This window comes from Dokdonella soli (assembly GCF_039523175.1).
In the GTDB taxonomy this organism is placed as follows: Bacteria; Pseudomonadota; Gammaproteobacteria; order Xanthomonadales; family Rhodanobacteraceae; genus Dokdonella_A; species Dokdonella_A soli.
Genome location: NZ_BAAAEU010000008.1, coordinates 168,472 through 190,678, shown reverse-complemented (window position 1 = coordinate 190,678; position 22,207 = coordinate 168,472). Strand labels below are relative to the sequence as shown.

19 protein-coding genes are annotated in these 22,207 nt (G+C 63.0%); 13 read left to right on the top strand and 6 right to left on the bottom strand.

Annotation, left to right across the window (positions count from 1 at the left end; translation table 11 throughout):
* Positions 1-334, bottom strand: a 334-nt coding sequence (locus ABD002_RS10600) for a HesB/IscA family protein (RefSeq protein ID WP_343790682.1), incomplete at its 3' end; no start/stop codon positions are given.
* A gap of 138 nt (positions 335-472) precedes the next feature.
* Between ABD002_RS10600 and asnS the strand changes: the two genes are divergently transcribed.
* From asnS to ABD002_RS10580, 4 genes are all read left to right on the top strand, one after another.
* Positions 473-1,903, top strand: a complete 1,431-nt coding sequence (asnS, locus tag ABD002_RS10595; protein ID WP_343790679.1) for an asparagine--tRNA ligase — start codon at positions 473-475, stop codon at positions 1,901-1,903.
* A gap of 89 nt (positions 1,904-1,992) precedes the next feature.
* A complete protein-coding gene (locus ABD002_RS10590; RefSeq protein ID WP_343790676.1) occupies positions 1,993-2,316 on the top strand; it encodes a hypothetical protein in 324 nt (107 codons plus the stop codon).
* Complete coding sequence (locus ABD002_RS10585; protein WP_343790673.1) at positions 2,313-2,618, top strand: hypothetical protein; 306 nt, start codon at positions 2,313-2,315, stop codon at positions 2,616-2,618. Before ABD002_RS10590 ends, ABD002_RS10585 begins: the two co-directional genes overlap by 4 nt.
* Positions 2,619-2,742: 124 nt before the next feature.
* The gene (locus ABD002_RS10580; RefSeq protein WP_343790670.1) at positions 2,743-3,531 is read left to right on the top strand and encodes an SDR family oxidoreductase; all 789 of its coding nucleotides are present in this window, start codon (positions 2,743-2,745) and stop codon (positions 3,529-3,531) included.
* Positions 3,532-3,639: 108 nt separating this feature from the next.
* Here the strand turns inward: ABD002_RS10580 and ABD002_RS10575 are convergent, their stop codons facing one another.
* Positions 3,640-6,159 (bottom strand): TonB-dependent receptor plug domain-containing protein, encoded by a 2,520-nt coding sequence (locus ABD002_RS10575; protein WP_343790667.1) that lies wholly within the window; start codon positions 6,157-6,159, stop codon positions 3,640-3,642.
* Between the two features lie 223 nt (positions 6,160-6,382).
* Here ABD002_RS10575 and ABD002_RS10570 point away from each other — a divergent pair, with 223 nt between their 5' ends.
* From ABD002_RS10570 to ABD002_RS10530, 9 genes are all read left to right on the top strand, one after another.
* A complete protein-coding gene (locus ABD002_RS10570) occupies positions 6,383-7,144 on the top strand; it encodes a sulfurtransferase (protein ID WP_343790664.1) in 762 nt (253 codons plus the stop codon).
* An 84-nt stretch (positions 7,145-7,228) separates the two neighbouring features.
* The gene (locus ABD002_RS10565; protein WP_343790661.1) at positions 7,229-8,686 is read left to right on the top strand and encodes an aldehyde dehydrogenase; all 1,458 of its coding nucleotides are present in this window, start codon (positions 7,229-7,231) and stop codon (positions 8,684-8,686) included.
* Positions 8,687-8,694: 8 nt separating this feature from the next.
* Positions 8,695-9,354 (top strand): carbonate dehydratase, encoded by a 660-nt coding sequence (can, locus tag ABD002_RS10560; RefSeq protein ID WP_343790658.1) that lies wholly within the window; start codon positions 8,695-8,697, stop codon positions 9,352-9,354.
* Positions 9,351-9,752, top strand: coding sequence for a VOC family protein (locus ABD002_RS10555; RefSeq protein ID WP_343790655.1), 402 nt, complete (start codon positions 9,351-9,353; stop codon positions 9,750-9,752). The genes can and ABD002_RS10555 overlap by 4 nt, the downstream gene beginning before the upstream one ends.
* Before the next feature lie 64 nt (positions 9,753-9,816).
* On the top strand, positions 9,817-11,193 hold the full coding sequence (locus tag ABD002_RS10550) for a hypothetical protein (protein WP_343790652.1): 1,377 nt from the start codon (positions 9,817-9,819) through the stop codon (positions 11,191-11,193).
* Positions 11,190-11,624, top strand: coding sequence for a RidA family protein (locus ABD002_RS10545; protein WP_343790649.1), 435 nt, complete (start codon positions 11,190-11,192; stop codon positions 11,622-11,624). The genes ABD002_RS10550 and ABD002_RS10545 overlap by 4 nt, the downstream gene beginning before the upstream one ends.
* The gene (locus tag ABD002_RS10540; protein ID WP_343790646.1) at positions 11,621-11,965 is read left to right on the top strand and encodes a hypothetical protein; all 345 of its coding nucleotides are present in this window, start codon (positions 11,621-11,623) and stop codon (positions 11,963-11,965) included. Before ABD002_RS10545 ends, ABD002_RS10540 begins: the two co-directional genes overlap by 4 nt.
* 51 nt (positions 11,966-12,016) lie before the next feature.
* Positions 12,017-12,538 (top strand): 3-hydroxyanthranilate 3,4-dioxygenase, encoded by a 522-nt coding sequence (locus ABD002_RS10535; protein ID WP_343790643.1) that lies wholly within the window; start codon positions 12,017-12,019, stop codon positions 12,536-12,538.
* A 184-nt stretch (positions 12,539-12,722) separates the two neighbouring features.
* Positions 12,723-14,804 carry an FUSC family protein gene (locus tag ABD002_RS10530; RefSeq protein WP_343790640.1) on the top strand — a complete coding sequence of 694 codons (2,082 nt, stop codon included), beginning with the start codon at positions 12,723-12,725 and terminating at the stop codon, positions 14,802-14,804.
* Positions 14,805-14,936: 132 nt separating this feature from the next.
* Here ABD002_RS10530 and ABD002_RS10525 read toward each other — a convergent pair whose 3' ends face one another.
* The 4 genes from ABD002_RS10525 to ABD002_RS10510 form a co-directional block, all read right to left on the bottom strand.
* Positions 14,937-18,299: an EAL domain-containing protein gene (locus ABD002_RS10525; RefSeq protein ID WP_343790637.1), complete on the bottom strand. Its 3,363-nt coding sequence runs from the start codon at positions 18,297-18,299 to the stop codon at positions 14,937-14,939.
* Positions 18,292-18,717 carry a response regulator gene (locus ABD002_RS10520; RefSeq protein WP_343790634.1) on the bottom strand — a complete coding sequence of 142 codons (426 nt, stop codon included), beginning with the start codon at positions 18,715-18,717 and terminating at the stop codon, positions 18,292-18,294. Before ABD002_RS10520 ends, ABD002_RS10525 begins: the two co-directional genes overlap by 8 nt.
* A gap of 2 nt (positions 18,718-18,719) precedes the next feature.
* Positions 18,720-20,207, bottom strand: a complete 1,488-nt coding sequence (locus ABD002_RS10515) for a PAS domain-containing sensor histidine kinase (RefSeq protein ID WP_343790631.1) — start codon at positions 20,205-20,207, stop codon at positions 18,720-18,722.
* 261 nt (positions 20,208-20,468) lie between these two features.
* Positions 20,469-22,097, bottom strand: coding sequence for a glucosyltransferase domain-containing protein (locus ABD002_RS10510; RefSeq protein WP_343790628.1), 1,629 nt, complete (start codon positions 22,095-22,097; stop codon positions 20,469-20,471).
* Positions 22,098-22,207: the final 110 nt, after the last annotated feature.

Here is a 22,207-nt window from a genome sequence, read left to right as displayed (position 1 = left end):
AAGCCGTCGTCTCGACCGTGAAGCTCTCGCCGCAACCGCACTCGCCGGTCGCGTTCGGGTTGCGGAACACGAACGCGGCGTTGAGGCCCTGACGCTGGAAGTCGATCTCGGTGCCGTCGACGAACGGCAGCGCCTTGCGGTCGATGACCAGGCGCAGCCCGTCCTGTTCGAACACCTGATCGTTCTCGGCGATCGAATCGGCGAGATCGACCGTGTAGCCGAAGCCCGAGCAGCCGGTCCGCTTGATGCCGAAACGCACGCCGAGCGCGTCCGGTTCCTTGGCGAGGAAATCCTGCATGCGCTGGCGCGCGGCGGTGGTGAGCTGGATGGCCATGATTTGAGTGCTAATCCGGAATCGGGACGATTGTAGCGTGACGCGGCACGAACGCCGATTCCGCTATCATCGCGGGCCCCAAGATCGCGAGCCCTCACCCTCCGGTGAGTTGGGCGCTTCCAGCAGGAGTTTCAAGGTATGTCGGTAGCCGATAGCAGCGCGATCGATGCGCGAATCGTGGATGTGAAGCACGCCATGTCGGGCGCGATCGCGCCGGGCACCCGGGTCAAGATGCGAGGTTGGGTGCGCACGCGCCGTGATTCCAAGGCAGGTCTGTCCTTCGTCAATCTCAGCGACGGTTCCTGCTTCGATCCGATCCAGGTCATTGCGCCGAGTTCGCTGCCGAACTACGACAACGAGATCGCACGCCTGACGGCCGGCTGCGCGATCGTCGCCGAGGGCGAACTGGTGGCCTCGCAGGGCAAGGGCCAGTCGTTCGAGGTCCAGGCGAGCCGCATCGAAGTCGTCGGCTGGATCGACGACCCGGAAACCTACCCGATCCAGCCCAAGCCGCATTCGCCGGAATTCCTGCGCGAGGTCGCACACCTGCGCCCGCGCACGAACCTGTTCGGCGCGGTCAGCCGCGTGCGCCACACGATCGCGAACGCGATCCATCGCTATTTCGACGAGAACGGCTATTTCTGGGTCAACACGCCGATCATCACGACCTCGGACACCGAGGGCGCCGGCGAGATGTTCCGCGTCTCGACCCTGGACATGATGAACCCGCCGCGCACCGACACGGGCGCGATCGACTACAAGAAGGATTTCTTCGGCAAGGAAACCTTCCTGAGCGTCTCGGGCCAGCTCAACGTCGAGGGCTATTGCCTCGCGCTGAGCAAGGTCTACACGTTCGGCCCGACCTTCCGCGCCGAGAACTCGCACACCACGCGCCATCTCGCCGAGTTCTGGATGGTCGAGCCGGAGATCGCGTTCGCCGACCTCGCCGAGAACGCGCGCGTCGCCGAGGACTTCCTCAAGTTCATCTTCCGCATGGTGCTCGCCGAGCGCCCGGACGACATGGCGTTCTTCGCCGAGCGCGTCGAGAAAACCGCGATCTCGCGCCTGGAATCGATCATCGCCACACCGTTTGCGCGCATCGACTACACCGAGGCGGTCGACATCCTGAAGAAGTCCGGCAGGAAGTTCGACTACGCGGTCGAATGGGGCGCGGACCTGCAGACCGAGCACGAACGCTTCCTGACCGAGCAGCATGTCGGCGGGCCGGTCGTGGTCACGAACTACCCGGAGAAGATCAAGGCGTTCTACATGCGCCTCAATGACGACGGCCGCACCGTCGCCGCGATGGACGTGCTCGCGCCCGGCATCGGCGAGATCATCGGCGGCTCGCAGCGCGAGGAGCGCCTCGACGTGCTCGACCGGCGCATCGCGCAGTTCGGCCTCGATCCGAACATGTATTCCTGGTATCGCGACTTCCGCCGCTACGGCACCGTGCCGCACGCGGGCTTCGGGCTCGGCTTCGAGCGCCTGGTCGTCTACGTCTGCGGTCTCGCCAACATCCGCGATGCGATCCCGTATCCGCGTGCGCCGGGCTCGGCGGAGTTCTGACCCATGTCTGGATTCGTCCATCCTGGACTCATGCCGACGGGCGCTCCCTGCCTGCGGCGCGAACAGCCCTTTGCGCGAGAGTCCCGTCCATGACCCTGCTCGCCACCCGCGAATTCCTGCTGATCATGGGCCTCGGCCTGATCGTGGCCGGACTCACCACCTACGTGATCACCTGGATGCTGGTCGCGGTGCACCTGCGCGATCATCATGCGGCCGAACACGCGCGCCTGCGCGGCTTCATGTTCGCGCCGCACGCGTTCGGCTGGTACCTCGCCGCACGCTGGCGCGCCCTGCGCGACCGCGACCTCAGCGCGCTCGCGGTGCTCGGCAGCATCGGCGCCTGGGCGATCATCGGCGGCGCCGCGATCGCGATCATGTCCAAACTGCTCGCCTATGCGGGGGCCGCATCATGAGCACGCACGAATCGCAATGGTGGCTGGCCGCTTTCGGTGACACCTTGGTCTGGGCGCGTCTCGACGTGCTCGACTCCGGCATCGCCGAGGTCTTCGACAACGACGGCCGCATCCTGCGCTACGACGACGAGACCGCCGCGCGCATGGCCCTGCTCGACGCCGAGTTCCGCGCGCTCGACGGCCTCGACGAAGACGACGCCGCCCTGCTCGGCTTCGACCTCGAGGAGATCGAGCCGCCGCAGGGCGACAGCGACGAGGAACTGCTGCCGCGCATGGTGCAGAAGCTGCCATCGCAGCACTGATGAGTTACGTTCGCCCTGAGGTATCGAAGGGCGAAACCCGCAACCTGTACGTTTTCGCGGACCGTTCGTGCTTCGATACCTCAGCACGAACGGTCTTGAGAGTCATTTCGCGACGAGAACCACCATGAACCTCGACCTCACCGGCAAACACGCGCTCGTCTGCGGCGGCTCGCAGGGCATCGGCCGCGCGGCGGCGATCGAACTCGCGGCGCTTGGCGCCGACGTGACCCTGCTCGCGCGCTCGCGCGACGCGCTCGAGGCCGCACTCGCCACGCTGCCGAAGACGCATGCGGCGCAACAGCACGCCTGGATCGCGGCGGACATGAGCGAGCACGCCGAGCTGCGCGCGAAGGTCGAGGCGACCGTCAATGCGCATCCGGTGCAGATCCTGGTCAACAACAGCGGCGGTCCGCCCGGCGGACCGGCCCACACCGCCGCGCCTGACGAATTCCTGCGCGCATTCAACCAGCACCTGATCGGTGCGCAGACCCTGCTGCAGGCGGTGCTGCCGGGCATGAAGGCATCGGGTTACGGTCGCATCGTCAACGTGATCTCGACCTCGGTGAAGGAACCGATCAGGAATCTCGGCGTATCGAACACGATCCGCGGGGCGACCGCGAGCTGGGCGAAGACGCTGGCCGGCGAACTTGGCGTACATGGCATCACGGTCAACAACGTGCTGCCCGGCTACACGCAGACGCAGCGCCTCGAACAGATCCTCGTCGACCGCACCAAGGCGACCGGCAAGAGCAGCGCCGAGATCGAGCAGGCGATGCTGGCGACGGTGCCGGCCGGACGCTTCGCGAAGCCGGCCGAGATTGCCGCCGTGATCGCGTTCCTGGCAACGCCGGCCGCGGCCTATGTCAACGGCATCAACGTGCCGGTCGACGGCGGACGCATGCAGTCAATGTAACGCGATACCCGCTCGGCGACGCTCGCGCATTGCACGCGAGCGCGACACTTGGAACCCTCTCACACGAAACCCGCCGCGGCAGACGAAAGCCTGCCGCGGCGGCCACGCTCAGAAACTGTAATCGAAACGCGCGTAGTAGGACCCGCCGTTTATGCCGAACGGACAGGTTTCCCAGCAATAGGTGAAGCCGAGTTCCGGAAACGGAGCGCCTGTCGTCCGATCCCACTTGTCCGGGTAGGTATCGAAGATATTCAGGCCGCCGACCGAAACCTTCGCATTCCGCGTGAATGCGTAGGCCACATTCAGATCGAACAGCCACTTGCCGCCCCACTTCTGAATGATGCCCGGCGTGAAACCCTGGCCCTCGACATCACCGAAGTAGTTGGCGCGCGCGGTCAGGTCCCAGCCGCCCGTCTTGTAGTTGGCCGACAACACGTAGTGCTGGCGCGGCTGGCCCTTCTCGACCAGGGTCACCTGAGTGTCGTCGAACAACACGTTCGGCGGCAGGATTGCCGACTGCGACTTGCGCTTGGTCACCTTGGTGTGACTGAAGTTGGCATCCGCAGACAGGGTGACGTCATCGCCGTTGCTCAGCGGGATATCCTGCTCGGCGACGAGGTCGAGACCGGTGGTGCGCGTGTCGATGGCATTGGTGAAAAACAGCACCTGGCCCACGTGCAGCGGATCGAGGATGCGGCGGATCGGGCAGTTCGACAGATCCGGCGCACAGCTCGCCGCGCTTTCCGGCTGGATATTGCTGGAGAAGATGATGCGGTTGTTGATCTTGATGCGATACAGGTCGGCGGTCAGGCGCGTATGGTCGGCCGGTTGCGCGACGATGCCGAGGCTGCCGTTGATCGAGGTTTCCTCCTTCAGCGGCTGAATACCGAACGCGCTCGTGACCGCGCTGCCCTGACGCGCGGTCAAGGTGTCGGTCAACACGCCTGCCGAATTCAGGTTGGTCGAAACCTGGCTATAGAACTCCTGCTGCACGCCCGGTGCGCGGAAACCATTCGCGATCGTGCCGCGTAAGGCGAAACTCGGGGTGAAGTCGTAGCGGCCGGTCAGCTTGCCGGTCAGGGTGCTGCCGAAATCCGAGTAGTGCTCCCAGCGCGCCGCCGCACTGGCGAGAAAATGCTCGGTCAACTGGTTCTCGGCATCGATATACAGCGCGATGTTGTCGCGCCCGTCGTCGACTGCGGTCCCCGGCGTGAAGCCGGGAAAGCCCTGCGTACCCGGCGCCGCGAAGCCGCCATTCTGGTTGTGGATGACGATGCTGCCGTTGTTCGTGCGGCCATAGGTATAGGAAACCGGGTCGCCCGGGGTGATCTTGTAGTTCTCGTCGCGATATTCGAAACCGGTGCCGACGTAGATCGGGGCGGTGCCGATGCCCCAGTCGAGCGAGCCTTTGAAATCCGCATCGAATGCGATCTGGTCATAGGCGAGCGCACCGGTGAACGCGGACCTCGGCGACTGCGCGTAGATGCCGCCGCCCGGCTTGGGCTCATACCACCAGCTCACGTTGACCGTATTGCCTTCGTGGAAGTCGAACTTGTTGCGGCCGTAATTGACCGACAGGTCGTAGGACCAAATATCGTTGATCGGCGCTCGATAGCCGAACACGAGCGAAGCATCGGTTGTCTTTGTCAGGATGTTCGGCAGGAAGCCATTCGGGTAGATGTCCGGCACCGTGCGATCGTCGCCCTTGCTGCGAAAGAAGCCTGACGAATCGCCCTTGCGACGCGAGGCGCCGCCGAACCAGTACACCTCGCCGGTACCGAACGGCAAGCCGCCGTTGAGCCAGAAGTACAGATCCTTGGCGATCGGGTCGCCGAGGCGCTGGTCCACGCGCGGCGGATTCACGCGCAGCGAATCCGGTCCGGCGCGATTGGTCTCGTCACGATGGCGGTATTCGAGCGACAGGTTGTTGTAGCCGCCCTCGCCGAATTTGAAGCCGGTGTTGACGCTGCCGCTGTACAGCTCGCCGTCGCCTTTGTAGGTCTGGCCAGCCTGGCCGGAAAGCTGGGTCTCGTCGGTCTGCTTCTTCAGGATGATGTTGACCACGCCGGCGATCGCGTCCGAGCCGTACTGCGCGGCGGCACCGTCGCGCAGAACCTCGATGTGGTCGATCATCGACTCCGGAATCGCGTTGATGTCGGTGCCCGCCGAGCCGCGGCCGACTGTCTGCTGCACGTTGACCAGCGCCTGCTGATGACGGCGCTTGCCGTTGATCAGCACCAGCACCTGATCCGGACCAAGGCCGCGCAGGGTGATCGGGCGGATGATGTCGGTGCCGTCGCTGACGAAGGTCGTCGAGAAGTTCACCGACGGCTCCAGCGTCTGCAGCAGCTTGCCGACCTCGAGCGAACCGGCCGATTGCAACGCCTCGCGCGCGATCGTGTCGATCGGAGTCGGCGAGTCCTGCACGGTGTGACCTTTCGCGCGCGAACCCGTCACGACGATCGTGCCGAGTTCGGTCTTTTCCTTCCTGATCTCGTCCGTCGACTTTTCTTGAGCGGCTCCAGCCGTCTGCTCGTCCGCGTGTGCGGACAGCACGACCAGCAGGGCGGCGGCCAGCATGTTACGGGCGAAGCCCAGCTTGGCCCGCGAGTAGTTCAATGTTTTCACTGCACTCTCCCAAATGCATTGCCGGTGGCGCCGGCTGGTTGACGTATCGCAAACCGGATCCCGCATCCGGGCTGTCCAACGACCCCAACATAATCATTACAAAATACTTACGAAATGCTTACGCTCCCTCCGCCCGCCTGAATTCGTGCGCTTCGCACAGAACGATGCCCCCTGCAGAATCCCCGCTCGCGGGCGAATACACACAGCCGGCTACAATGCCCGGATGGTCTTGAATATCGCCGCCTATCACTTCACTCCGATCACCGCCCCCGCTGCGCTCGTCTCCGAGCTGCATGCCCATGCGGAACGAAACGCGCTGCGCGGCACCGTGCTGGTCGCGTCGGAGGGTCTGAACCTGTTCCTCGCCGGCGCAGCGGAGGCCATCGCGGACTTCCTCGATGTGCTGCGCGCCGACACGCGCTTTGCCGATATCGTCGTCAAGCAGAGCCGTAGCGCGGAGCAGCCGTTCTCGCAGCTGAAGGTCAAGCACAAGCGCGAAACGATCACGTTCCGCCAGCCGGATGTCTCGCCGCTCGCCGGACGCGCCCCGGCGCTGGCACCGGCCACACTGGCGCGCTGGATCGAACAAGGTCACGACGACGACGGCCAGCGTCTCGTCCTGCTCGACACGCGCAACCGGGAGGAAATCCGTCACGGAACCTTTGCCGGCGCGCTGACCCTTCCGATCGACCGCTTCACCGATTTTCCCGAAGCCGTCGCCGCGCAGCGTGAAGCGCTCGCCGATGCGACCGTGGTCAGCTTCTGCACCGGCGGCATCCGCTGCGAGAAGGCCGCGCTGTGGATGCAGGCCAGCGGTATCGACAACGTCTGGCAGCTCGACGGCGGCATCCTCGGCTACTTCGAGCAGGTCGGCGACTACGGCTACGAGGGGCATTGCTTCGTGTTCGACCAGCGCGTCGCGCTGGACGCCGCGCTGCAGCCGCTTGCTGCCAAGCCCGGCCCCAATGGCGCCGCCGAACGATGAACACCCAGTGGCCCCGGTCGTTTCCGCGACACGGGCTCGCCGGACCATACCCTTTCCTTGCCGCGAGCCGCTAAGCTCGCGGCAATGACCGCTCCCCTTACTCTCGCGAACCTGATCGACGGGCGGCAGCAGGAACCGCGCGCGGGCCGCTATCTCGACGTGTTCGAACCCGCGATCGGCGCGGTGTTCGCGCGCTGCCCGGATTCCGACGCCGCCGATGTCGACGCCGCCGTCGCGGCCGCGCAACGCGCCGCGCCCGACTGGGCCGCGACGCCGGCCGAGCAGCGCGCGCAGTTGCTGAACCGCCTCGCCGATCTGGTCGAGCGCGACCTCGATGATCTTGCACGACTCGAATCGCGCGACAGCGGCAAACCGGTGCAGCTTGCGCGCAGTCTCGACATCCCGCGTGCGGTGGCGAACCTGCGCTTCTTCGCGGCTGCGATCACGCAGTGGCCGGGTGAGGCGCACCCGATGGACGGGCGTGCGATCAACTACACGCTGCGCCAGCCGCTCGGCGTGGTCGCCTGCATCTCGCCGTGGAACCTGCCGCTGTACCTGTTCACCTGGAAGATCGCGCCGGCGCTCGCGGCGGGCAACGCGGTCGTCGCGAAGCCGTCCGAGGTCACGCCCTGCACCGCGGCGCGCCTCGGCGAACTCGCGATCGAGGCCGGCTTTCCGTCGGGCGTGCTGAACATCGTGCACGGCAACGGGCCGCAGGTCGGACAGGCGCTCGTCGAGCACGCACAGGTCAAGGCGATCTCATTCACGGGCAGCACGAAGACCGGTGCCGCAATCGCGGCTGCCGCTGCGCCGAAGTTCAAGAAGCTGTCGCTGGAAATGGGTGGCAAGAATCCGGCGATCGTGTTCGCCGATGCGGACCTGTCCGACGCGAACCTCGACACGATCGTGCGCTCGGGCTTCGCCAATCAGGGCGAGATCTGCCTGTGCGGCTCGCGCCTGCTGGTCGAACGCTCGATCTACGACGACTTCAAGGAGTGCTATCTCGAGCGCGTGCGCGCGTTGCGCGTCGGCGACCCGAACGCTGCGGCCAGCGACCTCGGTGCGCTGGTCTCGAAAGCGCACTTCGACAAGGTGACCGCCTGCATCGAACGCGCCCGCACCGATGGCGGTCATGTTCTCTGCGGCGGCGACGCGGTGCGCGTCGACGGTCGTTGCGCCGACGGCTGGTTCGTGGCGCCGACCGTGATCGAGGGCCTGCCGAACGACAGCGTGACCAACCAGGAGGAGATCTTCGGGCCGGTCGTCACGCTGATTCCGTTCGATGGCGAGGACGAAGCGATCGCTATCGCGAACGGCACCGGCTATGGGCTCGCCGCGTCGCTGTGGACCTCAAACCTCGACCGCGCGCACCGCGTTGCCGCGAAACTCGAGTTCGGCATCGCCTGGATCAATTGCTGGCTACTGCGCGACCTGCGCACGCCGTTCGGCGGCGTCAAGAATTCCGGCGTCGGCCGCGAAGGCGGCGTCGAGGCATTGCGCTTCTTCACCGAGCCGAAGAACATCTGCATCCGACTCAGCTGACCCGGACCATGGCCGATCTCGACGATCTCCTGCGACGCAACCACGCCTGGTCCGATGCGCTTCGCGCGCAGGACCCGCAGTTCTTCAAGCGCCTTTCCGACCAGCAGGCGCCGAAATACCTGTGGATCGGCTGCTCGGACTCGCGCGTGCCGGCCAACCAGATCATCGACATGGCGCCGGGCGAAGTGTTCGTGCACCGCAACGTCGCCAATGTCGTCGTGCATACCGACCTGAATGCGCTCTCCACGATCCAGTTCGCGGTCGACGTGCTCAAGGTCGAGCACATCCTCGTCGTCGGCCACTACGGTTGCGGCGGCGTGCAGGCGGTGCTCGACGAGCGCCGCATGGGCCTGGTCGACAACTGGTTGCGCCACGTCGGCGACGTGAGGCACAAGCACGCCGAGGCGTTGGGATGCATCGACGACCCGCAGCAGCGACATGCCAGACTCTGCGAACTCAACGTGATCGAGCAGGCGGTGAACGTGTGCCAGACGACCGTCGTGATGGACGCCTGGGAGCGCGGCCAGAACCTCAGCGTGCACGGCTGGATCTACAGCCTGCGCGACGGGCGGGTGAATGACCTCGGCCTGCATGTTTCCGCGAGCGACCAGATCGCCACTGCAACGGCCAACGCGCTGGCGCGGGCCACTCGCGGCAGCGGCGCATGAATCGCGTATTGGCAGCTATGGAGGAGAAAATGGCGATCTCGGGCGTAGTCACGCAGTTGCGCACCACCGATATGGCCTCATCCATTCGCTTCTATACGGAGAAGCGGGGGCTGGCTGTCGAATTCAATTATCAGGATTTCTACACAGGAGTTCGTGCCGGGAGTCAGATCTTTCACCTGAAGCTGGTGGATGAAAAGGATCCATCAATCTCATTCATAGAAGATGGCGGGCATTTCCATCTCTACCTTGAGACCAAGGGAGTAGAGGACTTTGCCGCGCAACTGAAGGCGAAGAACGTTCCTCTGGTGAAAGACGTGCATGAGACGCCTTGGAGAACACGAGAAATCGTCATCCATGACGATCAGGGCCATACCTTGTACCTCGGTGAGCCACTGTAGCCGCCAACAATTCAAGCCGAACCCGCTTCGCGGGCTTCATGTGGATTCCCGTTTCCAGCAAAGGATGACGACAACGATGCGGATCGCCTGGATTGCCCTGCTCGCCTGCCTGTTCCCGTTTGTCGCCGCTACGGCGCAGGAGGAACAGCTCTCGCCCTATCAATGGCAACAAGCGCAGAAGGTCGCGTTCGACAAGTCCGAGAAGGTCTATGCCGACGCGCTCAAGCGAAACGGGCTGCTCGCGCAATACAAGGCGATGCGCGACGCATATCGGTCCGACAAGGGCAAGGCGTTCCGCATCGTGTTCGGCCAGTACATGAGCTGGTACCAGAGCTTCGTCGGTGACTATCCGGGCGCGCACGATTCCTACTCGATCCGCCAGCTGGCTTCATCGGACGATGCGTCGTCGCCACTTTCGGGCGGCTACACGCCCAAGTCCGCGCTCGATGCAGTCGCGGAACTGGCCAAGGGCCGCAAGGCGATTTTCTTCAACGAGGCGCACAACGTGCCGCTCACGCGCACGTTGACGGTCGAGCTGCTGTCGAAGCTGCGCGCGGAAGGCTACACGTATTTCGCGGCCGAGACGCTGTATGCGAGCGACGCCGATCTGCAGAAGCGCGGTTATCCGGTGCCGGCCAGCGGGTTCTACACGATGGAACCGATCTCCGCGGAAATGGTGCGCACTGCCTTGCAACTGGGCTTCAAGGTCGTCGCTTACGAAAGCGAAAAGCCAGGAAACGGCGACGTGCGCGAGTACGACCAGGCCAAGAACCTCAACGAGCGCGTGTTCAAGCACGATCCCGACGCACGCCTCGTCGTCAACGCCGGCTACGCTCACATCCAGGAGAACGGCAAGTACCTTGGCGGCAAGAGCATGGCCCAGCATTTCCGCAAGCTGACCGGCATCGATCCGCTGACCATCGAGCAGACCATGCTGATCGAACATCCGCCCGGCACCGAGAACCATCCGTATTACCGCGCGGTCATCGACAGCCTGCATCCGAAGGAACCGATCGTGTTCGAGGGCAAGAACGGCAAACCGTGGTCGCTGAAGCCGGGCGCCTATGAGGTCAGCGTGTTCTTCCCGCCGGACGAACTGCGCGACGAGCGCCCGACCTGGCTCGATCTCGGCGGCCTGCGCAAGCCGTACTCGGTCAACGGCAGCATGTGCCAGAACGAATATCCGTGCCTGATCGAAGCGCGCTATGCAAAGGAAGGCGACGATGCGATTCCGGCGGACCGGCTTGTGCTCGACCCGGTCAAGGCGGCCGAGCGCCTCGAGGAACGCCTGATACAGAGGCGCCCGCAAACGCACGGCGATCTCTACCTGCGGCCCGGCACCTACCGGATCACCGGCTTGGCCACCGACAACCGCACCCTGTTCCGCCAGGAGGTCGTCATCGGCGACAAGGCCCAGTCTGCGCAAACCGCTGCCCAATGAGCGAACCGATCCGCACCGATGCGGCGCCGGCTCCGGTCGGCGCCTACCCGCACGCGCGCCGCGTGGGCGACCTGCTGTTCCTGTCCGGTGTCGGGCCGCGCATTCCCGGTACGAATGCGATTCCCGGCAACGTGCACGGCGCGGATGGCATGCTCGTCGCCTACGACATCGAGGCGCAGTGCCGCCAGGTGTTCGCGAACGTGCGCGCCGTGCTCGAGGCCAGCGGTGCGCGCTGGGAGGATCTGGTCGACGTGACCGTTTTCCTGACCGACATGGCGCGTGATTTCGCGGCCTACAATCGCGTCTACGCCGAGCACTTCGCCGATCCCGCGAATGCGCCGTGCCGCACCACGCTCGGCATCACCGCCTTGCCGACGCCGATCGCGATCGAATTGAAGTGCATCGCTGTGATTCCCAACAGACCGCGATGACTCACAGCTTGTGGCAGCACACCAAGATGGCCGTTTTCTCTTTGTTGACGGTCATGTACCTGTTTCTGGCGGGTATGTTGCTGCTTGGTCTGCTCAATGGGCACACGCTCTTTGGGCTCGCGCAGCCATTTCGCCGATGGGCTGATGCTTACGCAATGTCCGCATTGATGCTGTATTTTCCGGTCGGGTTGCTCGGCCTGATCGGCTCGCTGGTTGCGATGAAGCGGTCCAACGCCACATCCACAAGGTCGTTCGTTTCGAAAGCCCTTTTCGGTGCGACGGCCTTCTACACGCTCGTGTTTGTTCTCTGCGTTTTGACGCTGCGAGGCGGCGTCGCCTGACTGGCACAATCGGCCTTACACTTGGCCCTGGATCAATCCAGGCGAGATGAAATGCTGGTACCCCCGCTGAATTTCCAACGCTGGATCGACGCGCACCGCCACCTGCTGAAGCCGCCGGTGGGCAACAAGTGCATCGTCGACGGCGACTTCATCGTGATGGTGGTCGGCGGGCCGAACGCGCGCACCGATTACCACTGGGACGAGGGCCCGGAGTTCTTCCACCAGCTCGAAGGCGAGATGGTGCTGAAGATCCAGGAGGACGGCCGCGTGCGCGACATACCGATCCGCGCCGGCGAGATCTTCTACCTGCCGCCACGCGTGCCGCATTCGCCGCAGCGCATGCCGGATTCGATCGGCCTGGTGATCGAGCGCAAGCGCCTGGCGCACGAGCAGGACGGCCTGCTCTGGTACTGCGAGCGCTGCAACCACAAGCTCTACGAGGAATTCTTCCATCTGCACGACATCGAAGCCGATTTCCCGCGCGTGTTCGAGCGCTTCTACCGCTCGCTCGACGCGCGTACCTGCGACGCGTGCAGCCACGTGAATCCGGCGCCGGAGAAGTACCGAACCTGATCGGTTCACCGGCCGATCGCCCACCCGATCGTGACCGTAGGAGCGGCTTCAGCCGCGATGCCTTCAAGCCCTTCCCTTCAAGGGGATGGTTGAGTGGGGATGGCGTTCGTTTCGCGCAGAGCACACGCATCGCGGCTGAAGCCGCTCCTACGGGAGACTCGCAGACGATGACGCTCACCACACCATGCTGCGCAGCCTGATCGAGATCAAACCACGCGACGTGCCGCTGCGCGTCGCGTTGCGCAATGCCGCCGCCGTGGTGCTGCCGCTCGGCGTCGGCATCGCCAGCGGCCACGTCTCGATCGGCCTCGGCATCGCCGCCGGCGCATTGAACACGATGTTCACCGACCAGCCGGGGCCCTATCGGCTGCGCATGCAGCGCATGCTGTTGACCGCACTCGCGGCAGGTGTTTCCGCGTTCGTCGGCTGCCTGCTCGGCGCGAGTACGCCCCTGCTCGCGATCGCAGCCCTGCTCTGGGGCATCGGCGGCGGCCTGCTGGTCGCGCTCGGTACCGACGCGGGACGTGCCGGCCTGACCAGCATGATCCTGCTCGTGATCACTGCCGCGCAGCCGCGTGCGCCCGCCGACGCCTTGGCGACCGCGCTGCTGATCTTCGCCGGCGGCGTGTTGCAGACCGTGTTCGCGATCGCCGCGTGGCCGCTGCAGCGCTATCGGCCGGAACGGCATGCGCTGGCCGAGATCTGCCGCCAGCTCGGCGAGAGCGCGCGGCGAAGCGCCGACCACACGCAGGCGCCGCCGGTCACGCAGGCGCTGCTCGACGTCGAGGGCCTGCTGCACGGCACGCATCGCGCACGCGGCGAGGCGATGGAGACCTTCCGCGTGCTCGCGGAACTGGTCGAGCGCGTCCGCCTCGAACTGCTGGCGCTCGGCGACCTGCGCGCGATGCTCGACGAGGGCGAGGCAAAGTCGACGCTCGGCCGCGTGCTCGAATACGCGGCGCGCGCGCTCGACGCGCTCGCCGTGGCGCTCGAGCGCGGCACCAGTCCGCTCGCCGCAGCGGCGGCCATGGAAGGCTACGATGCGGCGCAGGCCGCGCTGGTCGGATTGCACGATCGTGCGACGGACCGCCGCCTGCGGCGCCGGCTGGTCATCGCGATCGCACGGGCGCAGGGATTGGCCGGCCAGCTGCGCGCGGCACTACGCAACGCCGACTTCGCGGGCAGCAGCGGCGAGTTGCGTGCACAAGCCGCGGAAGCGCGCATGCCGCGCGGACTGCGCCCGCGCAGCACGCTGGCCACACTGCGCGCGAACCTCAGTCTTTCATCGATCGCGTTCCGGCACGCCCTGCGCTGCGGCGTCTGCCTGGCGCTCAGCGTCGCTGGCGCCCGCATCGCCGGCCTCGAGCACGGTTACTGGATCCCGATGACGGTCGCGATCGTGCTCAAGCCGGATTTCGCCGGCACGTTCCGTTTCGGCCTGCTGCGCGTGATGGGCACCCTGCTCGGCCTCGTGCTGACCACGGCACTGGTCCACTATGCGTTCGGCGGCGTCTGGGAGGAGCTCGCGCTGCTCGCCCTGCTCAGCATCGGTTTCCGCATGCTGGTTACGGTGCACTACGGCCTCGGCGTGATGATGCTGACCGGCCTCGTCGTCATCCTGCTCGCGTTCGACGGCATCGCGCCCGGTGACACGATGGTCGGGCGCGGCGTCGCCACGGTCCTCGGCAGCGCATTCGCGCTCGCCGCGTATGCGTTGTGGCCGACCTGGGAACACCTGCGCGTGCGCCCTGCGCTCGCCGCGATGCTCGACGCCTACCGCCGTTATTTCGGCACGCTGTTGCGCGACGATACCGCCGCGCATGTCGCGACGCGCACGCATGCACGCAATGCACGCACGAATGCGCAGGCCTCGATCGAGCGCATGCGCGATGAGCCGCATCGCGACCGGCATCTGCTGGTCCTCGCGGACGGTGTGTTCGCCAACGCGAACCGTTTCGTGCGCGCCTGCATGTCACTCGAGGCTGTCTTGCAGGACGCCGCCGCACTGCCCGAACGCGACCGCGTGCTCGCGTTCGCCGCCCATATCGACGCAAGCCTCGCCGCACTCACGGCCAGCCTGCGCGACGGCGGCGCGCCAGCCATCGGCAACCTGCGCAAGGAAGAACGAACGTTGGCCCGTGATCTCGAAGCGGCTGTCAGCGAGGACCATCAGGGCATTGCCGCTGCGGTCATCGAGGCATTCGACCGCATGACCGACAGCGTCGACACACTGGCGCATCTGCTGCGACGTTCGGAAGGGTCCTGAGACGAACTCCACGCGCCCGCATCGCGGGGACGCGGGATTTCACCGCGAGTCGACAATCATCGTAAAGCACTTTGCATCGCGGTGAGCTCGGCTCGACATGATCCGAAGCAGACGGCCGAGGTGAAGCCGTTCTCAAGGATCCAAATTCAACTCGCGGTTGCGGATATATGCCGTCATCTGCTCGAAAGGCATGGGCTTGGCAACAAGGTATCCCTGCATCTGATCGCATCGGAGAAGACGCAACATGTTCGCCTGATCCTGCGTCTCCACGCCTTCGGCGACTACCTTCATGTGCATGCTGTGAGCCAGAGAAATCATTGTCGATACCAGCGACATCTTGTCGGGATCCTCGAGCATCGTGCTGATGAACGATCTGTCGATCTTCAGAACGTGGGCAGGCAGTTTCGCAAGATACGCCAGGGACGAATAGCCCGTTCCGAAATCATCGATCGCGATATTTATGCCAAGAGCATAAAGTTCGTGCAACTTCTCGATGCTGTCCGCAACCTCATCCATTGCCGTACTTTCGGTTATTTCAATATCAATTTCGACCGACTCCTCCGTACTTTTCTGCAGCGCTGCTATCGTCGATACGAAATCGTGTCTGCGCAACTGCACGACCGACATGTTCACGGCAATTCGCGGAGCGAATACGCCCTGTGCCAACCAATCGGCGTAGTCGCGCGACGCGCGGCGCCAAACCCAGGAACCGACTTCCACGATCAAGCCAGTCTCTTCGAGCAAGGGGATGAACTTCAGCGGAGGCACGAGGCCGAACTGCGGACTGTTCCAACGGATCAGTGCTTCGACCCCTTCGAGCTGGCGGTTGCAGATGTCGACCTTGGGTTGATAGTGAAGGACGAACTCGTTCCGTTCGAGCGCCGTGCGCAGGCTGCTTTCCAGCGCCAAGGTCTCCGTGACCCGATCGCTCATCTGCTTTGTGTAGAACAAATAGCGATCACCACTGATCTTCGCCTCGCCGAGGGCTGACTCGGCGTTCTCGATCAAAGTCTTTACGTTCTCGCCATCCCGCGGAAACAAGGCTATTCCGACTGTACCGGCAGATCGCAGCTCCACTCCACCAACCTGAAAAGGAGCGCGAAAACGCGCCAGCACTCGTTCGTCAACAAACTGCGTCAGCTCTTCCTGGCTATGCATGTTCTCCACTATCAGCGCAAAGTTGTCACCGCCCAGGCGCGCTACATCAGTCGGATCGGCAACGCAGCGGGCCAGACAGTCAGCGACTTGTTTGAGCAGGCCATCGCCAATCTTGCGTCCGAAGGCCTTGTTGATTGTCTTGAGTCGCGATATGTCCACCAATACCACGGCGAGGATTCCGCAATCGCGGGCAGTTCGAACAAGGCGTTTTTCCAGACGCTGATGGAACAACATCGGATTGGCCAGTCCCGTAAGAGCGTCGAAATGAGCCAGATAGTCAAGTCGATCGGTCTTGGCGATATGTTCCAGTGCGAAGGCGATATCGCCTGCAAGTTCGAGCAGCAGCCTCATTTCGTCGGCGTCGAAGAATCCCTTCTCGGCCGCATGCAGCACGAGGACGCCAGCCGGGTGTCCAGCAACAATCATCGGCAACCAGACCAAGGCGCGCGAGCCGCTCTCGAGCAGGTCGTTTCTCAGGAACATGGTCGTGTCATGTTCGACGTCGTTGAAGATGAGCGCCTGTCCCTCCCGGAGTTTCTGCGTGAATGGTGCGTACGCCGTCTCTGGCGCCGTGAGCAGCAGATCGCGCAGCTTGTCGAAATAGACCGCGTCGCCGCCGCCGGACTCTGTCAAGACGATCCGCCCGTCGGCGGAATCGAGCACGCCGATCCATACCTTGCGGAAGCGTCCTTGTTCCACCGCGATGCGACATGCGCCACGAAACAGTTCCGTCCGGTCACGAACACGGACGATCAGTGAACTTACGCCACTCAATACGGCATATATGCGATTTAGACGTTCAATATTGAGCTGCTGCCTTTGGCGCTCCATGAACTGTCCGACCTGGCCGCCAAGCGCCTCCAACGTCTGCTGCAGATCCGAATCGATCTCGCGGCTTTCGCGGTCAAAGAACTCGAGTACACCGATTTTGTTGCCATGACTTACGACAGGCACAAAGATGGCCGCACACAAACCCGCCATCCGTGCAGAAGAGGCTCGGGTGAAATCTGCTTCTTCGGCAATGTTCGAGGTGAGATACGACCGTCCGGTCAGCCATACGCGTCCAATCGCATCGATGCCCGACTTGAACTTCGACTCACGCGTCCGGGTCATGAAATCGCCAAGTAATGGCAAGTCACTGCACCATCCGGCGACGCAATAGGCAGCGTCGCTGGCGCTGTCGATGCGGAACAACGACCCGAGCGCGAAATACAGGTTCTGGCACACCACGCGGAAGAAGCTCGCTATGGCCTCATCCCAGGTGCATGCCTCGGCGAGCACACGAGCGACCGCAAATTGCACGTCCAGTTGGCGCTGGGCCTTCTCTCGGGTGGCCACTTCCTGTTCGAGGCGTGCGGCATGCCGCTGCACGTTGGCGTACAAGCTCCCGTTCTCATAAATGCGCCCTGCCTGCGCGGCGTGGATCGACAAGAGGTATTCATCATCGTCCGTGAAATTCTCCAGCCCCACCTTGTCGAGCAGAAAAATCCAGCCATAGACATGGTGCAGTGAAACAATTGGAACGATCAGTCCGGATTGCATCGACGGATACGCGGCGCTCAGCCCAGGCGGGAATGCGTTGCCACTCGAGGCGGTGAATCGGTACGGTTTTCGATCGGCCATCACCGATCCGAATATACCGAGATCGATCGGCACAGCTCTCATCCGATCCACGTCGGCGGCGGCGATACCCCAACTCGCGCAGCGGGCTGATTCGCCACGGTTCTTGTTCCTCACTGCGAGAATCGCGCAGCGGGCTCCGAAGAGATCGCGGGTGCCACGACAGAATTTGTCGAGCAGCGTATGAGGGTCGCGCTCGGAAGCCAGCTGCAAATTGAGATCGGTGAGGGCTGACAGGCGCTGATTGGCAATCTGCAACTCCGTGGCTTTCTCCACCAGTTTGTCGGTCATCAATCGATGATGCTCTCGATCAAACAGCTTCGGATCGGGAACCGCAATGGGCTCCGTCGTATGATGGAGCGCGCGCTCGACGGTGCGCAGGATCTCTTCGGGTCCGCAAGGTTTGGTGAGGACGTACTTCACGCCACAAGATTCCGCGAGGCCGCGTGCTTCCCGTTCGAGAAAAGTCGCGGTGTAGAAGATCACTTCGGTGCTGGCGATCTCAGGGTCCTCACGCAATTGCCTGACAAATTCATAGCCATCCATTGTCGGCATGACAATGTCGCAGATCACCAGGTCAGGACGTTGCGAGCGGACCTGGACCAGCGCCTCGGAGCCGTCCACGGATTCAAACGATCGGTGCCCTGCGTAGCTGAGCAGCGTTGTCAGCAACGCCCGGTTATCCGCATGATCGTCAACGACAAGCACGTTAGCCATGATCCGATGGCTCTCTCCGCCCTGTTGGTGAGTCGTGCCGAACGCGCAGGCCGGCAGGCAGGAACACCTCGATCTGCGTGATGAAGATTTCCGGGTCGATCGGTTTCGACAAATAGCCATCGAAACCCGCTGTCAACACCCTCTCCTCGTCGCCGCGCATCGAAAACGCCGTGACCGCAACGATGGGCAGCCCGTGGCAGATCGGATCGGCCCTTAATTGCTTGAGAACACCGTAACCGTCGAGCTGTGGCATCTGCAGATCGCATAGGACGAGGTCCGGCATTTCGCGCCGCGCCAGTGCGACCCCCTCCAATCCATCCGTCGCGACCAACGCCTCGTAGCCGGAAGACTCAAGCAGATACCTGATCAGCTCCAAATTGGCGGCGTTGTCTTCGATGATCAGGATGCGTGCGCGCACGGTCAGATCTCCGGAACTGCAACGACGAAAGTACTTCCCTTGCCGAGTTCGCTTCGACAGACAACTTTCCCACCCAGTGCGTGCGCAAGCTTCTGGCTCAGATGCAGTCCCAGACCGGTTCCTTCCGGCGCCTTCTGACGGGAGGTATTGACCCGACTGAACGCGCCAAACAGTTTCGCCTGATCTTCATCGGAGATCCCGATACCGGTATCCGCAATGGCGATTTCGACTGTCTTCGCCGCATTGTCCGATGCAGTGTGCTGCTTGAGCGTCAGATGCACGTGGCCGTAGTCGGAAAACTTGATCGCGTTGCTGGTGAGATTGATCACGATCTGGCTCAGGGCACGGCGATCCGTATGCAGGAGCAATGGCATGATCGGCACGGTCAATAACAGTTCCAGCCCCTTGCTTTCAGCCTGCGGACGCAGAGTCGCGGCGACTTCCTCAACGATTGCGTTGCAATCGACGAGTTCTCGATTCAGTTCGACCTTGCCGGATTCGATTTTCGTCACGTCGAGAAGATCATTGATCAGCGCCAGCAAATGCTTGCCGCTGTTCTGTACGGTGCGCAGTTGCTTGTCCTGCTCTTCGGTCAGGGGGCCGGGTAGCTTCATCAGCAGCGTTCCGGTAAAGCCGATGATGGCGTTGAGTGGGGTGCGCAGTTCATGGCTCATGTTGGCGAGAAAGTGATCTTTCGCCAAATTTGCCCGGGCCAGCTCGGCGTTCGAATCCTGCAGTTCTTTCTGGATCTGCTTGCGCTCGCTGATGTCGCGGATCGCGCTCAATACAAAGGCGCTTTCCTCGGTATGCAGCGGACTCAAACTGATTTCGATCGGAAACTCGGTCCCGTCCTTGCGCAGGCCTGACAGGTCGAGGCCCGAACCCATCGCCCGCTTTCGCGGCTGCAGAAAATACTGTGATCGATGGCCGACATGCGCATGGCGGTAACGTTCGGGAAGCAGCATGTCCACGGGTTTCCCGCGCAACTCACCCTCGGTATATCCGAACAGCTTCTCCGCCTGCGTATTCGCCAGCACGATGTAGCCCGTCGGATTTGCCATCACGATGCCATCAGGCGTCGATTCGAGAAGATCGCGGAACCGCGCATCCATCAGTTTCGAATCACGCAGAACCTTGATGTGAGTGACGTCTTTTTCGACAGACAGAATGCGCAATTCGCCAGTATCGGCGTCCACGAATTTCTTCACGGAAACATCCACGTAAACCAGCGAGCCGTCCTTTCTTCGGCGTACCGACTCGCAGATGGCGCCTCCATTCACGATGGTTTCATTGACCATCCGGTGATGTTCATCCGCCTGATCGTCGGGAACGATCAGTTCAACGATCGAACGATCGACAGCCTCCGACGTTGCGTATCCGAAAACTGAGCGCGCGCCATCGCTCCAATGAACAACGTTCCCCAGCGTCGTCCATACGATCACAGCGTCAGGAAGAACCCCCAGCACAAGCGCAGCAGCTTCCGGCTTCATGACTCGTCCCTCCGTAACGACGGCGGCAACAGTACGCAAAGAGCCCCTCTACCGCGCAGTATGCCCCCTTGAGGCGGCATAAAGAAGATTATGCCCCGATGGGATGGGAACAAGGGAACAAAGATAATGCCGAATTGGCCAACCGTATTTGCCGGATGGGTTATTCAGGCGACATCATCATCTTCGAACGCAGCTCGTAAGCGATTATCCAGATCGCCGTTCAGCCGCGTCCACGCGCATCATCGGACGGGCTGCCAGCCATCAAAGGGGAGGCTGGCTTCGGATGTCGTTCGACGGAATGCCTTTGTTGGCACCATCGATGGGAGCGCCGTCCGCAGCACAGCGGTCCGGGTGGACGGAGCGGAAAGCCACCACGATGACGTTGTCGATCACGTACAGACGATAGGCATTGGTGCTGCGCACAACGGGGGCCTGGCAGGTCTTTGCCAGAACCGCGGACGCCAACTGCACCGTCCCGGGATCGGTCTCGAGGCGCATGTCCACGAAATCGGGGATGTAGTACAGGAGGAAGATATGGGTATGGAATTTGTCTTCCGCCGAAATATAGGGCGGAACCAGCGAGCGCATGAGAGGAAATTGCTCGGCGATATGCGTCGTTATCGGTGAATAGCCAGCGGCGCCGTCAAGCAGGACGGAACGGGTGGAGTAGCTCGCTTCGAGCTCTGCGACATCGTCGGCGAGCCGGGTGGCGATTCGATCCTCGTAGTCTTTCTGCTCTCCGAGGGCATTTCCGTAGGCGCTGGCGAAGGAACACATGCCGAGCGCCAGCATTCCGGCGACCGACATGGCCCACTTCTCGGAACGGCGCCATTGCTGGAGCGCTGCGTGCATGACGATCAGCGCCGCCGCCAACAGCGCACCTATACCCACCAGCACGCGCGGCGCGATCAACGGGTTGGTCAGCAGCAGCATGGGACCGAAGACGCAGGCATAAGCAGCCACTGGCAGCAGGAAACTGATGGCGAACAAAACCGCGGTGACCCAGGCTGGCTGCGTGAGACGGGCCTTGACCGCGTAACGGATGCCGATCGCGATGGGAAACAGCGCCAGCAACGCGACAACGGGAGCGAAATACGCCCACCACTGGCCATTGAAGCTGGCGCCGATGAAGTGGGTGAAATCGACAAGGTTGGTCTTTATCAGTGGCAGGTCGTGCAGGCTGCTGATCTTTTCGGTTCTCTGTTTCACCCAGCCGTTGACGTGGATGCCGACGATGAATTGATAGGCCAGCATGGCGACGCCTGCCTGCAGCGCCCGTGAAAGGAATTGCATCATCAGGTCCCGTGGCGTCTTGTCATGGAGCATCGCAAGCAGGAGATCCAGCAGGACAAAGATCAGGAAAACGTTGATGGCCGGTTGGTAGAAATTGAGGCTCGCGAAAAGCGCCAGGATCCCCAGCCACCATTCCCGGCGGCTGTCCTTGAGCGCGACGATCGGAAGCAATGCGAGCAGCAGCGCAAGGCTCATGCTCAGGGCATCGAACTTGTAGGAGAGATTCTCCAGAAAGAAGGGCTGCGCGCCGAGCGGAAATGCCACCAGCGCCGCGACCCAGGGCGAGCGTATCGCGTACCGGCGCGCGATCAATACGCCGATCCATGCGAGGACTGCGACGGCACCGATTTGCGGCAGCGGCGAGATATCGACCAAGGCGTGGTCGTAGCACTGCAACAGTTTCATCAGCAGGGTCGTCAGCGGCCGGCCATTGGAATCCCAGCCGGTGCGACCGATCAGCGCGCGCTTCAGGTCGTCGTTGTAGTAGCGATTCGCACGCAGGATCGGAAACAGGACCAGAAAATAGAGCGCAAGAAGAGTGGCGAAAACGCCGCGTTCGTCACGCACGCGGTCAGAGCTGACGCTGATTGCATTCATGATGGGTCACGATCGGGCGACACGCGATGGCTTGATGGGTACCGGGTTTCAACCAGGTCGCAGCGGTCATCGGGCGCGGCGATGCCGAGCCTGCTGCAGAGCTTAGGAGT